The sequence below is a fragment of the Garicola koreensis genome (assembly GCF_014195445.1).
Classification (GTDB): Bacteria; Actinomycetota; Actinomycetes; order Actinomycetales; family Micrococcaceae; genus Nesterenkonia; species Nesterenkonia koreensis.
Genome location: NZ_JACIBT010000020.1, coordinates 1 through 14,524, shown reverse-complemented (window position 1 = coordinate 14,524; position 14,524 = coordinate 1). Strand labels below are relative to the sequence as shown.

General features: G+C 66.3%; 15 protein-coding genes and 2 pseudogenes. 15 read left to right on the top strand and 2 right to left on the bottom strand.

The features are described from left to right. On the bottom strand, positions 1–997 hold a 997-nt coding region (locus FHX47_RS10315), incomplete at its 3' end, for a hypothetical protein (protein WP_183358844.1). A 124-nt stretch (positions 998–1,121) separates the two neighbouring features. Between FHX47_RS10315 and FHX47_RS10310 the strand changes: the two genes are divergently transcribed. The 14 genes and pseudogenes from FHX47_RS10310 to FHX47_RS10255 all read left to right on the top strand — a co-directional run bounded on the left by FHX47_RS10310 (position 1,122) and on the right by FHX47_RS10255 (position 11,967). Further along, positions 1,122–1,889: a DUF4232 domain-containing protein gene (locus FHX47_RS10310; protein WP_183358843.1), complete on the top strand. Its 768-nt coding sequence runs from the start codon at positions 1,122–1,124 to the stop codon at positions 1,887–1,889. 30 nt (positions 1,890–1,919) lie between these two features. Beyond that, positions 1,920–2,456: a GNAT family N-acetyltransferase gene (locus FHX47_RS10305; protein ID WP_183358842.1), complete on the top strand. Its 537-nt coding sequence runs from the start codon at positions 1,920–1,922 to the stop codon at positions 2,454–2,456. Further along, positions 2,456–3,451, top strand: a complete 996-nt coding sequence (gene mutM / locus FHX47_RS10300) for a bifunctional DNA-formamidopyrimidine glycosylase/DNA-(apurinic or apyrimidinic site) lyase (protein WP_183358841.1) — start codon at positions 2,456–2,458, stop codon at positions 3,449–3,451. The genes FHX47_RS10305 and mutM overlap by 1 nt, the downstream gene beginning before the upstream one ends. A 191-nt stretch (positions 3,452–3,642) precedes the next feature. Continuing rightward, entirely contained in the window at positions 3,643–5,154 is a 1,512-nt protein-coding gene (locus FHX47_RS10295; protein ID WP_183358840.1) for an AMP-binding protein, read from the top strand. Continuing rightward, positions 5,151–6,425 carry a beta-ketoacyl-[acyl-carrier-protein] synthase family protein gene (locus tag FHX47_RS10290; protein WP_343064369.1) on the top strand — a complete coding sequence of 425 codons (1,275 nt, stop codon included), beginning with the start codon at positions 5,151–5,153 and terminating at the stop codon, positions 6,423–6,425. Before FHX47_RS10295 ends, FHX47_RS10290 begins: the two co-directional genes overlap by 4 nt. A 48-nt stretch (positions 6,426–6,473) precedes the next feature. Then, a complete protein-coding gene (locus FHX47_RS10285) occupies positions 6,474–7,646 on the top strand; it encodes an acyl-CoA dehydrogenase family protein (RefSeq protein ID WP_183358838.1) in 1,173 nt (390 codons plus the stop codon). Between the two features lie 118 nt (positions 7,647–7,764). After that, a pseudogene (locus FHX47_RS10920) lies at positions 7,765–8,120 on the top strand (bifunctional DNA-formamidopyrimidine glycosylase/DNA-(apurinic or apyrimidinic site) lyase); the annotation flags it as partial. A gap of 147 nt (positions 8,121–8,267) precedes the next feature. Then, positions 8,268–8,924 (top strand): annotated as a pseudogene (locus FHX47_RS10280) (DNA-formamidopyrimidine glycosylase family protein). A 236-nt stretch (positions 8,925–9,160) separates the two neighbouring features. Then, positions 9,161–9,487, top strand: a complete 327-nt coding sequence (locus tag FHX47_RS10275) for a type II toxin-antitoxin system RelE/ParE family toxin (protein ID WP_183358837.1) — start codon at positions 9,161–9,163, stop codon at positions 9,485–9,487. A 5-nt stretch (positions 9,488–9,492) separates the two neighbouring features. Then, positions 9,493–9,819, top strand: a complete 327-nt coding sequence (locus FHX47_RS10270) for a helix-turn-helix domain-containing protein (RefSeq protein WP_183358836.1) — start codon at positions 9,493–9,495, stop codon at positions 9,817–9,819. 70 nt (positions 9,820–9,889) lie between these two features. Further along, a complete protein-coding gene (locus FHX47_RS10265) occupies positions 9,890–10,543 on the top strand; it encodes a hypothetical protein (RefSeq protein ID WP_183358835.1) in 654 nt (217 codons plus the stop codon). Between the two features lie 16 nt (positions 10,544–10,559). Beyond that, entirely contained in the window at positions 10,560–10,691 is a 132-nt protein-coding gene (locus FHX47_RS11005) for a helix-turn-helix domain-containing transcriptional regulator (RefSeq protein WP_281376240.1), read from the top strand. 69 nt (positions 10,692–10,760) lie between these two features. After that, positions 10,761–11,306, top strand: a complete 546-nt coding sequence (locus tag FHX47_RS10260) for a hypothetical protein (protein WP_183358834.1) — start codon at positions 10,761–10,763, stop codon at positions 11,304–11,306. Positions 11,307–11,331: 25 nt separating this feature from the next. Beyond that, positions 11,332–11,967: an RES domain-containing protein gene (locus tag FHX47_RS10255; protein ID WP_183358833.1), complete on the top strand. Its 636-nt coding sequence runs from the start codon at positions 11,332–11,334 to the stop codon at positions 11,965–11,967. A 14-nt stretch (positions 11,968–11,981) separates the two neighbouring features. On the opposite strand, the gene FHX47_RS10250 is transcribed toward FHX47_RS10255, so the two are convergent. Continuing rightward, the gene (locus FHX47_RS10250; RefSeq protein WP_183358832.1) at positions 11,982–13,472 is read right to left on the bottom strand and encodes a sodium/glutamate symporter; all 1,491 of its coding nucleotides are present in this window, start codon (positions 13,470–13,472) and stop codon (positions 11,982–11,984) included. 169 nt (positions 13,473–13,641) lie between these two features. Here FHX47_RS10250 and FHX47_RS10245 point away from each other — a divergent pair. Continuing rightward, the coding region (locus FHX47_RS10245; RefSeq protein ID WP_183358831.1) for a DUF3375 family protein at positions 13,642–14,524 on the top strand (883 nt) is incomplete at its 3' end.

Below are 14,524 nucleotides of genomic sequence, written 5' to 3'. Positions count from 1 at the left end.
TGAGGCCGGCGGTCAGGGTTGCCCGCACTTCGGTGGCTTCATCGCTGGGATCGCCCTCCAAGCCGGCAGCGGCTGTGAGGCCCTCTGTCATGACAGCCGAGCCTTCGACGACGTGGTCGGCGGCCATCTTCAGGTTGCTGAACGCGTCGGCGTCACCGGCGGCCATCGAGTCGATCGCCGCAGTCAGGGTGTCCACGTGACCGTTGAACGATTCGGTGATGGATTCTGCCGGCAGCTCACCATCGGTGGTCCGGTCGAAGAACGCCCCCACCCCGTCGGTGTACTCGCGCAAGTCAGCCTCTGCCTGATCCATGGCCTCCTGATCGCCCTCGGAAGCGGCGACGGCGTAGTCGACGAAGTAGCCGATGTGCTCACGCCAGTTGCGCAGGAAGGATTCCCGGGCGTCGTCGCCGGCCAGCTCGCCGACCGCATCGGCCAGCGCCACGGAGTTGGCGTCCAAGGTCTCCGAGGCCAGCTCGAACTCCTGGGAGTCAGGGCCTGTCTGGTAGGCGGTGGCGACGCCGATGCCGGCCAGGTAGACGTGCTCCTGGAAGAGCGCGGTCAGTTGGCCGCGGACGTCGGCGGCCTCGGACTGGGCGTCACCGGGAATGTCCAAGGCAGAGGCGAACCCGGAAGACAGGGTCGCCGCAGTCATCGGCATGTGCTGGGCAGCGGTGCGTGCATCGGCGAAGGGATCACCGGTGCTCTCGGGCATCACCGCGCTGAGGTCGCTGGACTCCTCGTCCATGCTTTCCTCATCCATGGTCTCTTCACCCGTGGTCTCCTCATCCATGGACTCCTCGTCCATGTTCTCCATGTCGCCGTCGTCCATACCGGTCTCATCAGGCGACTCCTCCGGCGTGGACTCCTGCTCCTGCTGGGTGGCCTCGGGCTCCATCGGCTCCTCGTTGTCAGCCTCCCCGCCTGCGCAGGCGCTCAGCGCAAGTGCCAAAGTGAGTCCGGTTGCTGCCCCTGCAGTGAATCGTGACGGTTTCATCGTGCTCTCCTTCGATGTTGCAACTTTTCGCTGTCATCAATAGTTCGGAGCAGGTGGGGGAACGGATGGGTGGGATCGTGAACTTTTTTCGGGACGGTTGTACGGAGCCGATAACGTGTTCGGCATGAGGGGACGCCGTACAGCCGGGCTGCTGGCCGCCGCAGTGCTGCTGGCCGGCTGCGCCGCCGACCCACCTGACTCGGACGCGACCTCAGAAACCGCAACGAGCCCGCAGCCGAATCCGCCCAGCAGCATCGGCGAGGCCGCCGAGGAGGAGGTCGGCACCGATTGGAAGGCCGGGCCCACTGCCCCGGTGCCGGAGGAACCGGAGCTCAGCGACCAGCAGCGCACCGAGATGCTCCGACTGGCCGCCACGCACCCGCACACCGAAGACTCCTGCGAGGCAGCCGAGCTGACGGGCCAACTGCGCTACACCGATGCGGCAACCGGGTCCCGCTACGGCGTCGTGCTTCTGCGCAATGACGGCGAGGCACCCTGCACGCTGCAGGGCCACCCCGGTCTCGGCGGTCGGGGAGAACACGGTCACCCATTCCACATCCAAGTCGAGCAGTCCGGGGCAACCCAGGCTGAACAGGCCGAATCCGCCCAGGCACAGCACTCGCCGCCGGTGAGGCTGAGCCCGGGCGATATTGCCTCCGCAGACATCCGTTGGGGAAGTGCCCTGGCAGGAGCGGAATCAGAGTGGATCGAGACCCTCTACGTTCAGCTGACCCGGGGCAGCACACCGCTGCCGGTGCACATCGGCGAGCGCGGGATCATTGATGACCCCGACGAGCCCGCACCAGATATCAGCACCTTCACCACAGTGCGGATCCAACCGTTCGAACCGGTGGATCAGCTGTGGCTGCAGCAGGTGCGCGAACTGGGCTGAGCGCACGCCCACCGCATAGAGTTCTGAGGTATGAACAGTCCGCTGATGATGCGCCCACCGCATGCCGGTGAGGCCGCACGGCTGGCCCGGGTGCACACCACCTCGTGGAAACAGGCTTACCAAGGCGTGCTGCCGGATCGGTTCTGGGACGCTGAGGCGCTCACCGACCGGGTCCGGATGTGGTCGGAGGTGATCGCCGACCAGGAGCACCGATCCTGCGCCCGCGTGGCTGAGCTCAACGGCAACATCATCGGTGTGGCAATGGTCGCAGACCCCCGCGACGACGACGTCGAGGCCGAGACGGAGCTGTTGCTGATCTACCTGCTGGCCGAGCACTACGGGTCCGGGGCCGCCGATGCGCTGCTCACGGACCTGCTGGGGGAGGCGTCGGCGTCGTTATGGGTGCTCAAAAGCAACCAGCGAGCCCAGGCCTTCTACCGCAAACACGGATTCGCACCCGACGGCGAGGAAATCGACCTCGGGGGCGGCCGCTCCAGCTCAGCGTTGGCCGGCATCTGCGAGATCCGCATGACGCGCCCGTCACGTGCAGCAGAGCAGGAGCACTGATGCCTGAACTGCCTGAAGTCGAAGTCGTCCGCCGCGGTGTGCAGCGCTGGGCCGCCGGACGCCGGGTCGAGGCCGTGCAGATTCACGACGTGCGCAGTCTGCGGCGTTTTGCCGAAGGCCCCGAAGCCTTCGTCCGGCAGCTGACCGGCCAAGTTCTCGTGGCACCGCAGCGGCGCGGCAAGTTTCTGTGGATTCCGCTGCAGAACCAACCTATTGTGCTGATGATCCACCTAGGGATGAGCGGCCAAGTGTTGATCGAGGACGACGACGCCCCCGCGCAGAAGCACCTGAAAGTCACCCTGCAGCTCTCCAGAGCCCACGACGACGACGGGGCAGCGCTGCCGTCCCAGCTGCGGTTCATCGACCAGCGGATCTTCGGCGGCATGCAGCTCTCACCGGTGGGCGACGACGCCGTCGGAGCAGGGCCCGTGGGGCCGGGTGTTGTGGGGCCAGGCACCGTGGGACCACAGTCGGGACGGCTCATCCCGGCAGCCGCAGCACACATTGGGCCGGACCCGCTGGAATCGGGGGTGGATGCCGAATGGTTTTTCCGTGCCCTGCGGCGGCGTCGAACCGGGCTGAAGCGTGCGCTGCTGGATCAGACGCTGGTCTCGGGGGTGGGCAACATCTACGCCGACGAGGCGCTCTGGGTTGCCGCACTGCACTACGCGCGGCGTTCGGAGACCATCACCCGGGCCGAGGCTGCACGGCTGCTGGAGGCCCTGGTCCAGGTGATGGAGGCCGCGCTCGCCGCCGGTGGGACCAGCTTCGATGCGCTCTACGTCAACGTCAATGGGGCCTCCGGCTACTTTGAACGCTCCCTGCAGGCCTACGGTCAGGCTGGTCGTGAATGCGCCCGGTGCGCTGCCCGGGTTGAAGTCGGCGCACTCAGCTCAGCCCGAAGCCCCGGCGTCATTGTGCGCGAGAAGTTCATGGGCCGTTCCTCCTATCTCTGCCCGGTCTGCCAGCCCAGGCCCCGCAACGGCCGCTGGTGACCCGGTGCGGTGAGGGCGACCACGTTCGACGGCCTATACCGGGCGCTGTCGGAGGGTGGTCATCCCACCCGGTCGATGCTCCTCAAGGCCACCAAAGTCCAGGCTAAGCAGATGAGAATGAAGGCGAGCAGAGTGAGCAGTGCGAGCCATATACTCGACGTGACCCGCAATCACCACCCCGGAGGTCATAGGTGCCATTCACGCAGACGATCCTTGACGTCGCTGCTGAGGACGGCAGAAGGCCTGCCATTGTGGGAGCCGAGGAGCGCCTGACCTACTCCGAACTCGTCACGGATTCGGCCCGGGTGTACGCGGCCGCCTACCAACTCCACAACGTTCAGGACCATCCGCCCGAACCTGCTGCGGAGACCACCGGCATCCCGATCACCGCCGTGAGCCTCACCTCGGCGTTCCACACCTCGCGTATCATCGCCGGCTTGGCTGGCTTCCGCGCGGTGTCGGCCACGATCGATCCGCGCTGGCCGCTTGACCACCAGGTCTCGGTCATCGCCACCACCGGCATCGGCGTGGTCATCAGTGACTCGTCCGAACTCGCTGCCGCGCTCGAGAGCGCACAGTGGGCCGGCACCATCATCACACTGGCCGACTTCCAACATCTGGAGAACACAGCCACCGGCACTGAGCAGCCCACCAGGCGCGACGGCGCGGAGCCCTTCCTCATGATGTTCTCCTCGGGTACGACTGCCGATCCCAAGGCATTTCTGAAGACCCGACAGCAGTACCGCGACAACTACGCCGTCTCCAGCGCCCACCTCGAGCCGCTGCCCGGGGCTGCCACCCTGGCGCCCGGGCCGGTGTCCTACAGCCTGACCCTCTACGCCCTCATCGAATGCTTGGCCTCCGGCGGCAGCTGCCATGTGGCCGATGGGTTCGACCCGATCGACGCTGGCCGGCGCATCGAAGCCGAGGCGATCACGCGTGTGGTGGTCGTGCCCGCAGTGCTGCAGGCCCTGGCCGGTGCCGCACGCCGCGACCCCGAACGCTTCGCCGCCCTGGAACTGGTCGTCACCGGCGGGGCGAACCTCTCGGCCACTATCAGGAGCACATTCGCGGCCGCCGTACCGGATGCACGCCTGGTCAGTTACTACGGTGCAGCCGAGATCGGGTTCATCGGCGACAGCCGCGCCGGCGACGGCACGCTGATCACCATCTACGACGGCATCAGGGTCAGCATCCGCGACACCGACGGCCATGAGTTGCCCGACGGCGAGCTGGGTACCGTGTGGATCTGGGCGCGGGCCTGCTCCGAGGGCTACGTCACAGCGACCACCGACGCCGTGCTGGTCGGATCCGACGGCTGGGCCACCGTCCACGACCAGGGCCGGATCATCGACGGCCGGCTCAGCTTGGCCGGCCGGGCCGGGGACATCGTCATCACCGGTGGCCACAAGGTCGCACTTCCGGAGGTGGAGCGGGCGTTTGAGACGATGCCCGGCCTCGGCGAGGTGTGTGCCGTCGCACTGCCCAGCCGACAGCTCGGCACGCTTGTGGCTCTGGTCATCGAGGGTGACGCACCGACCAAGGGTGAGCTGTTGGCCCACGCCCGCGAACACCTGGCACCACAGTTCGTGCCTCGCCGCTGGTACACGGTGCCGAGGCTGGAGCGGACCGTGGGTGGCAAGATCCGACGGGAGGCGACAGCCCAATGGATCAGCGAGGAGGAAGGAGGCAACCGCCTGTGACACGTGAGGCACGCCGTGTGGTGATCACGGGAATGGGGGCGGTGACGCCCAGTGGGCTGAGCGCCGCCGAGACCTGGAACACCGTCGCGGCAGGCCGCAGTGCGATCGACGTGCTCGAGGGCTCCGAGTTCGCCGACCTGCCTGTGCGGATCGGTGCACAGGTGCGCGGTTTCAACCCCGAAGCGGCGATCAAAAAAGCTGTGGCCCGTCGCCTGAGCCCTGTGCAGCGGTGGGCGGTGGCAGCCGCCGACGAAGCGATGCGCCAGGCCGAGGTGCTCGCCGGCGATCCGCAGGCACCGCAGGTCCACCTGCCGACTGCGCCGCACAGGTTCAGCATCATCGCCGCCACCGGCTCTGGTCCCGTCGAGGCGATGCAGCAGGCCACCCGCAGCTACCTCGACGGCGGACCGCGGGCCACACCACTGTCACTGCCGATCTACGGGGCCCCCGATGCCGCAGCAGCCCTGCTGAGCCAGCGGTATCAGTCCACCGGACAAGCACAGGCAATTTCTGCCACGTGTGCCAGCGGGGCCGTCGGCATGGGCGAAGGGCTCCGCCGGATCCGGCACGGCTACGCCGATGCCGTGCTGGTGGTGGGAATGGAGGACTGCCTGGACCCGATCCACCTCGCAGCCAACGCCACCCTGCGCTCCCTGGCCCCCGGCTACGAGGACGACCCGACGGCAGCCAGCCGCCCCTTCGACGCCGACCGGAAGGGGTTCGTCATGGCGGCCGGCGCCTCGGCGATTCTCCTAGAGGCTGAGGAGACTGCCCATGCCCGGGATGCCGTCCCGCTGGCGCAGCTGGCCGGCTATGGCGCCGCAAGCGACGCCTACCATCCCACCGCCCCGCACCCGGACGGCGCGGGTGCGGCAGCCGCGGTCACCGACTGTCTGGCAGACGCGGGCGTGACCCCGGACGACGTCGACCACATCAACGCTCACGGAACAGGTACGGTGCAGGGCGACACAGCTGAGCTGCGAGCTCTGGAAACCGCCCTGGGAACCCGCAGCGCTGAAATCCCGATCACGGCGACCAAGTCGGCCACCGGCCACCTGCTGGGCGCCGGCGGAGTCGTCGAAGCGCTGCTTGCTGTCTGCACCCTGCAACAACGACGGATTCCACCGACACTCAACCTCGACCGGCCCGACTTCCCGGACCACGACTTCGTCACCGGAGAGGCGCGTTCAGCTGAACTGGACACCGTGCTGTCGAACTCATTCGGGTTCGGCGGGCACAGCGGCGTCGTCCTGCTGCGGCGCTGGCAGTGACGCCGCATCAGCAGAGAAGTACTACCACCTACGAGTAAGGAGCTGACCGTGACTGACCGCGAGACCCGACACACCGAGTTGGCCCAGCGCTACCTGCCCGAGGAGCTGCTGGAACGCATCCGGGAGCGCGCACCGCGCTACGACCGCGAGAACAGCTTTTTCGACGAAGACTTCGACGAGCTGCGGGAGCACGGCTACCTCAGGCTGTTCATCCCCGAGGAGTTCGGTGGTCCCGGACTGGGCATGGATGAGGTGAGCCGGCTGCAGCAGCGCCTGGCGGCGGCCGCCCCGGCGACCGCGCTGGGCATCAACATGCACCTGGTGTGCACCGGCACGGTCCGGGCGATGCACCAGCGCGGCGACCGTTCCCTGGACTACGTGTTCAACGAGGTAATGGCCGGGGAGGTGTTCGGCTTCGGAGTCAGCGAGCCGGCCAACGACTGGGTCCTGCAGAGTGCCAACACATCGGCTGTGCCCGAGGCCGACGGTGGCTATCGTCTGACCGGCACCAAAATCTTCACCTCGCTGTCACCGGTCTGGACGAGGCTGATCGTCCACGGGCTGGATTCCTCCGAGACGGACGATCCCGCAGTGGTCTACGGCTTCATAGAACGCGGTGAGGAGGGTATTGCGACGTCGGACCATTGGGACGTGATGGGCATGCGCGCTACCCAGAGCCGGGCCACCCGGCTGGAGAACGTGCGCATGCGGCCAGAGAAGGTCGCCCGCCGGATCCCGGACGGGCCCAATCCGGACCTGCTGACGTTCGGAATCACAGCAAACTTCCAGCTGCTCATCGCCTCCGTCTACACCGGGCTGGCCTCGCGTGCCCTGGATGTCGGAGCCGAGGCGCTGAAGAACAAGCGCTCTGCCAAGCACGGCACCAGCTTCGCGGAGATCCCGCAGCACCGGGACCGGCTGGCTGATGCGTTGAGGGACTATCTGGCCGTGCCGGCACAGTTGGCGACCTACGCCCGTGAGTTCGACGAGCTGGTCGACCATGGCACCGGGTGGCCGCAGCGCTTCGTCGCCGCGCGGCTCAACGCCGGCGAGGCCGCCCGCCGCTGCGTCGAGGAGGCACTGAAGTGCTCCGGCGGCTCGGGCTACGACAACTCCAGTGAGCTCAACCGCCTGTATCGGGACGCATTGGCCGGGCTGTTTCACCCGCAGAGCGCCGACGCTGCCCGGCCGATGTATGCCGCGGCACTGCTGGACGACTAGCGGCGTTCCTCCATGACCAGCGGACCACCGTCTACTCGGGGAACTCCTTCTGCGCTTCCATGCTGGGTCTTTCCAGCGGCCACTCTTGACCCCGCGGTGGAATCAGGAACCGTGGGGCCAGGCACAGTGGTTGGCCGCACTGCACTACGCGCGGCGTTCGGAGACCATCACCCGGGCCGAGGCTGCCCGGCTGCTGGAGGGCCTGGTTCAGGTGATGGAGGCCGCGCTCGCCGCCGGTGGGACCAGCTTCGATGCGCTCTACGTCAACGTCAATGGGGCCTCCGGCTACTTTGAGTGCTCCCTGCAGGCCTACGGTCAGGCAGGTCAGACGTGCGCCCGGTGCGCTGCCCGGGGTAAGGCCGGGGAGCTCAGTGCCCACCGCAGCCCGGCGTCATCGTCCGCGAGAAGTTCATGGGCCGATCCTCATATCCCTTCCCGGTCTGCCAGCCCAGGCCTCGCAACGGCCGCTGGTGAGCTGGCTCGGTGTGGGCGGCTGGCCCGAATCAGCGCGTCGTGGCAGTGCAAGTGCGCGCGAATACGCCGTCGTAGCGCCGACGACGGGCTTGTCGACATGGTCTGTGGAAGCGCGGGGCTGTCGTGCGGAGCCGGGAGCCGCGGACGATGCCTGAACTGTCTGAAGTCGAGGTTGTGCGTCGGGGCCCCGACGATCACGTCCGTGGCCGAACGATTGCCTCGGCGGTCATTCTGCATCCACGGGCAGTGCGTCGGCATGTCGCCGGCCCTGAGGATCTCGCGGCCCGGATGATCGGGACGCGCTGCTCATGCATCTGGGGATGAGCGGGCAGATGCTTATCACCCATCCAGATGTCGCGATCGCCCACATCGCGCGGGATCCGTTCGACACGCAGTTCGACCAAGCGGCGGCGGTCGCGCGGATCAAGACCAAACCTCTAGGGATCCAACGCGCGTTGCTGGATCAGACGCTCGTTTCCGGCATCGGAAACATCTATGCCGACGAAGCTCCCTGGGCCGCCGAAGTGCACGGCGAGATGGCGGTATCTTCGCTGACCAAGCCGAGAATCTCGGCGGTGATCGATGGTGCGCGAGAAATCATGGCCGCCGCGCTCGCCCAAGGCGGAACCTCGTTCGATTCGCTCTATGTAGAGGTGGCAGGAAGCAGCGGATATTTTTCCCGCAGTTCTGAACGTGTATGGGCTTGCAGTACATCCGTGCACGCGCTGTGGCACTCCGATCGTGCGGGAACAGTTCATGAACCGCTCGAGCCACTTGTGCCCGGGCTGCCAGCGAAGACGCTAGCTGAGCGCCACAGCACGCCGGTGCACTGAGAGCTCTTCCAGTTGACGAGTGCTGTGCCGACGCCTCGGGTACGTCGGCGCCCCGCCCCACAGACGCCCGGACCGATCGCACCTGGTCCAGAACACCCCGGAGATCCGTCGTCTCGACGGACCAGGCCGTGCAGCACTTCCTCGACTGCACCGGAGGGGTCGACGGAAGGCTGACACAGCTATAACACGCATGGTATATTCATTGCCATGTGGGGCGTCGTCGACCATCCGGACGCCGAAGGTGAATACAAGAAGCTGGGTGCCCGGGAGGCTGTGGCGGTCGACAACGCGATCGCGAAGCTGAAGGAGCTCGGCCCGAAGCTCCCCTTCCCGCACAGCAGCGCGGTGAAGGGAGCCGACAAGCTCAGGGAGCTGCGCCCGCGAGGCGGTCGCAGCGTCACACGACCGCTCTACAGGCGGATCGGCGACGTGTTCGTCATCGGGGCCTACGGACCCGAGGCCGAGAGCGATCCCAAAGGCTTCGCACGAGCATGCCGAGCCGCCGAGCAGCGACTGGGCCAGATCGAGGAATGAGAGCGATGATCATGAAGCTGTCCGACCTGAAGAATCACGACGTGATCGTAGCTGAGCGCCGTCAGGCCGACCCTGACTACGCCGCCGAGGCCGATCACCTCGCGCTGGCTGACGCGGTGAGCCGGGCAGTCGTCCACTATCGCGCAGAGCGTGACCTGACGCAGACTGCGTTCGGGGCGATGCTGGGCTGGAAGCAGCCGCACGTGGCGCGATTGGAGAGTGGTGACGTCGCCCCGTCGATCGAGACTCTGCAGCGCCTGGCCCGCGCCGGCGTCATCGAGGTTCATATCGAGCAACAGCGCACCTACGTCCGCGAGCTCGCCACAACATAACGAGCAAGCTCGACAGCAGTGACCAGTGGGTCTGCGATCCTTGATCGTGCGGGGCGTGTGGGGGTCCGGCTTGGACACCTTGCTTCGCGACCTCCGTGAGGTCATCAAGACTCAAGGCGGCACTGCCTTCCCGGTCGCTGCGATCGAACGTGCGATGTCTCGGCGCGGCAAGCCGCTTACGGTTACGGAGGCATTGGTCGACGACATCTTGAACCTGTCGTACGGAAAAGCTCGTACCTTCGCGGTGCTCGCAGCACTGTTCCCACATGTCGACACACGCAACCAGTTCCACGTCGATCACGTCTTCCCGGCAGTGCTGTTCGACAAGAAGTCCCTGCGGCGCGAGAAGAACGACGACGGGGCACCGAGGTTCACCTCCGAGGAGATCGACGACCTCGTCGATATGAGAGACCGACTGCCGAATCTGCAACTATTGCCTGGCCTGGAGAACATCGGGAAATCGGCCAAAGCGCCTGATGAGTGGTTGGTAGCGGAGTACTCATCCGCCGATGAGCAAAGTGCGTTCCTATCGCGTAATTCGCTGCCCCAGTCGCTTCCACACTCGGCTGGGGAGTTCATGAACTACTTTGACGAACGTCGAACAAAACTCACTGCGCGCATCTACGATGTCCTGAGGGCGCAAGCGCCCGATCCTCTGGCCACAGATACGACCACACTGGTGGACTTGAACGAGGAACTCGCCGAAGGCGACGACTCCGATTAACGTGTACCGCGTCGGCATGAGTCGCGAGGGCCTCTATCGGGCGATGTCGGCGGACGGCAATCCCACCTGGACGACGATTCGGAAGGTCACCCAGGCCTTGGGTCTGCAGGTTGAGGTGCACCGGGAGTGCTCCCAGGCCAGACAGTAAGCACCGCCACCCCTCGACACCGTTGTATACGATGACGTAAACTGGACTTAGCGTATACAGGAGGCTGGTGTGGCAACTATCGAACTGGAGATCCCCGACGGTCTTGACCCCGAGCTGACCAAGCGCCGGCTTGAGGCAGAGCTGAGCCACGGGGCTGCCGTTCAGGAACTGGCTGACATGCTGCAGCGCAGCGACCACGCCATCAGTCCCGCCGCAGCAGCCTCCGCCGCCGGGGTGGAGCAGTTCTGGCGCAGGATGATCGCCACCTATGGCGTCTACACCGCCACTGAGATCGCTTCGCTGCGCGGGTCGAATCCGAAGAACCGGTCAGTGGCAGCCAACTTCGCCAAACGCCATGGTGTGCTGGGCGTCCTTCGCGGCAGAGCCAAGGTCTACCCGCGCTTCCAATTTCGAGGCCCGGACGTCCATCCTGACTGGACACGCCTGAGTGCACCGCTGCACGAAGCGGGTTGGTCAGCTGCACGGATCCTCTATTGGGCGGGTTCGCCGAACGGCTACGTGGACAACCGCGAGCCTGCTGCGCTGATCGGCACCGCAGACATCGACGACGCTGTGGATGCGGCACAGGACTCTGCCCACGGATTCACCGGGTGAAGGGGTCCTCAGGGTGACCAGCGCGGTGCCGACACCGCCAGGTGATTTTGCTCCGCTGACCGAGACTCTGCACCCGGGCACGGTGCTGTACCGGGCCCACGCCACGGTGGTGAGCGGAAATGTGCAGAACGACGGAACTCTCCCCAACCCGGGTGTGGGTCAGCGCACCCGCTTCGGACTCTTCGGAGACCCCACGGTGCCCATCCTCTACGCCGCCAGCTCCCCAGAGGCCGCAGTGCACGAGTCCCTGCTGCACTCCATGGGGCCGGGGGCCGTCCTGCCCATGTCGGCGGTGACGCACTGGGCCATCACCCCGTTGGAGGTCACCCGGCCGCTGACTCTGGTCTCCTACCGCGGCGCAGGACTGCGCCGCTTCGGACTGTATCCGCGCGACCTGACAGACACCCTGGCCTCTGAGTACAGCGCAACGGTCCGCTGGGCTGAAGCGGCGTGGACCTACGGTGCCGACGGTGTGGGATATATGTGCCGCCACTTCAATCACACGGCGGCGTACTGCCTCTTCGGCGCAGACCACCGTGGTGCTCTGCGTGCCCAGAGCGGCTTCCCTCCCCGTCGGCACCCCGGGCTGCTGCAGCGCGATCGGGAATGGCTGGCCGCCGTCGCCGCCGAGGTGGGTATTCATATCGACGTCATGGCCTAAAGCTGTGGTGACCGTTACTCGGGGAACTCCTTCTGCGCTTCCATGCTGGGGTCTTTCCACCGGCCGCTCTTCACGCCGCGGTGGTAGATCATGCCGCCGGTGATGGAGACGACGAAGACGATCGCCATCGGCACCAGGATCCAGTAGACGCTGCCGGTGGCGACCATGACGGGAATGGAGATTGCGGTGATCAGCCCGCCGCCGAAGAAGGGCTCAAAGATCAGCTGCTTATAGCCGAAGGCCTCCAGCGCCGGTGACTTATTCTCCGGGTCGGCGGCCTTCAGCAGAGCCAGCCCGGTCGCGGTGACACCCATGGACTGGCCGAAGTCTGCGATGCCGCGCTCCAACCAGAACGCCGGGATGATCCGCGGGGTGAAGACAAGCAGCATCATCACGCAGAACAGGATGCCCGCCACCGAGAGCACCAGGAACGTCTGCCAGTACTCGGCGATGACGCTGAGCGAAATGGTGGCCAGCGCGGCGACGATCAGAATGTCCAGCGCCAGCCCCTGAACCCGCTTCATCAGCCCGACGTCGAGCAGCTGGGTGCGTCCGGTCTTGTCCAAAAAGATCTGGATGATCACCCCGCCGATCATGGCCAGGGGGAACAGCGGCACATAGCCCAGCAGGGTGGTCCCTTCACCGTCGGCACCAGCCCAGACCGACTCCGGCTGGCCCCAGAGCAGGTCCTCAATGAGGACCAGACCCTCCAGGATCAGCCAGCCGATGATGATGGCCAGCCCCACCACAGCCACGTGGAGGGTCAGCGGCTCAATGGAGCCCGGACGCGTGGTCAGCCGCCCCGCCCGGACGTCGTCGCTCTCGGAGTAGAGGCCGCGCAGCTCGCCGTCGGACTGCTCGGAGGTGTGGCTGAGCACCTGGGTGCGCCCGGTGCGCACACCCCAGTTGATGACGGCCACCCCGACGATGATCCCGGTGACCAGGCCCACTGTGGCCATCGCCACAGCCAAGTCAGCGGCCTCCGGGATGCCCATTTCCTCGAAGGCGGGGGTCATGCCGGCTGCGGTGCCGTGGCCGCCCTCGAACGCGATCTCGATCAGCGCCCCGAAGAACGCGTCGACGCCGAAGAACGGGCTCAGCACCAGGATGCCCAGCAGAATGCCGATCACATACTGGCCAGAACCGTAGGCGAAGCCGATGGAGACCTGCGGCCCAGCAAGTTGGACCACCCGCTTCGGTGAGGGAATCCGTGATCCGAGGAAGAGGGTGGCAAAGACCACAGAGATCAGCAGCCCGGGAAGCGCGCTCCAAATGTCGAGGATCTCGGTGGTGAAGAGCCCGCCGTCCTCAAGCCACGTCCACCCGGTGATTCCGCTGAGCTGACCCAGCACCCCTGGACCTAAGATCAGCCCGATGAAGCCGGCCACAATGGAGCTGGGCAGCAGAAGCTTCTGCACCCAGGGCACCTTGACCCGAATGAGCTTGCCGATCAGCATGACCGCGGCCAAAAGGACTATGGCAAAACCTATGGATTCCGGCGTCATCGTCTTGAGTCCTCTTCATTGCCGCTGGTGGCGATCTGTTCGGTTGCTGACTCCTGCTCAAGGTGCTGCGGTGCGCTCAGTCTAGGGCGCGTGAGCTGCGAGGAACAGGCCTCCGCCCAGATGTGATGGCGACGTCGGCGACGTCCGGACCCGTAGGTAAACTGAGACGATGTCCGTGGTGCGGGGCGCGCTGAGTGCGCGCAGGCTGATCGAGGAGAACGCGGCCCTGACGCTGCTGCGCTCAGCCAATGCCCCGGCGGCCATTGCGATCCTCGGTGAGCATCTGGCCGGTGAGACGCGGGAACTGCCGGCAGCCGAACTGTTCGAAGCGGCCGAGGCCGACCTGAGCGAACTGCGTGACACCGGCCGGTTCGAGCTGCCCCAAACTGCGGTGCAGTACGTGCGCACCTGGCTGACCCAGGGGTTTCTGATCCGGCGAGCCGGCCAGGCCCGTGAAGAGTTCTACGCGCTCTCCGACGGCGCACTGGCCGCCATCCGGTTCATCCAGGAGCTCAGCGCCCCGCGCAGCAGCGTCACCGAATCTCGGCTGTCCACCATCGTTGACCGGGTGCACCGGCTGACTGTGGACACTGACCCCGACACCACCCGGCGGATCGAATCCCTGCGCGGCGAGCGGGAGAAGCTGGATCAGCGCATCGCTGCCCTGGAGGCCGGGGAAGTGGAGACGCTGTCCCAGTTCGCCGCCTCCGAGCAGGCCACCGACGTGCTGGCGCTGGCCTCGGAGCTGCCCGAGGATTTTGTGCGCCTGCGCAGCGAGCTCGAAGAGATCAACCGCGGACTGCGCATCCAGCTGATCGAAGAGCCTGACTCCCGCGGGGCTGTGCTGGAGGACATCTTCCGCGGAGTCGACCTGCTGCAGGAGTCTGAAGCTGGCAAATCGTTCACCGCCTTCTACGCGCTGATTCTGGATCCCGAACGCACCGCCGCAGTGGAGGACGACGTCGACCAGCTGCTGCACCGGCCCTTCGCCAACTCGCTGACCCCGGGGCAGCGGCACGGACTGCGCCGGCTGCTGCCGGCGATGCAGGATT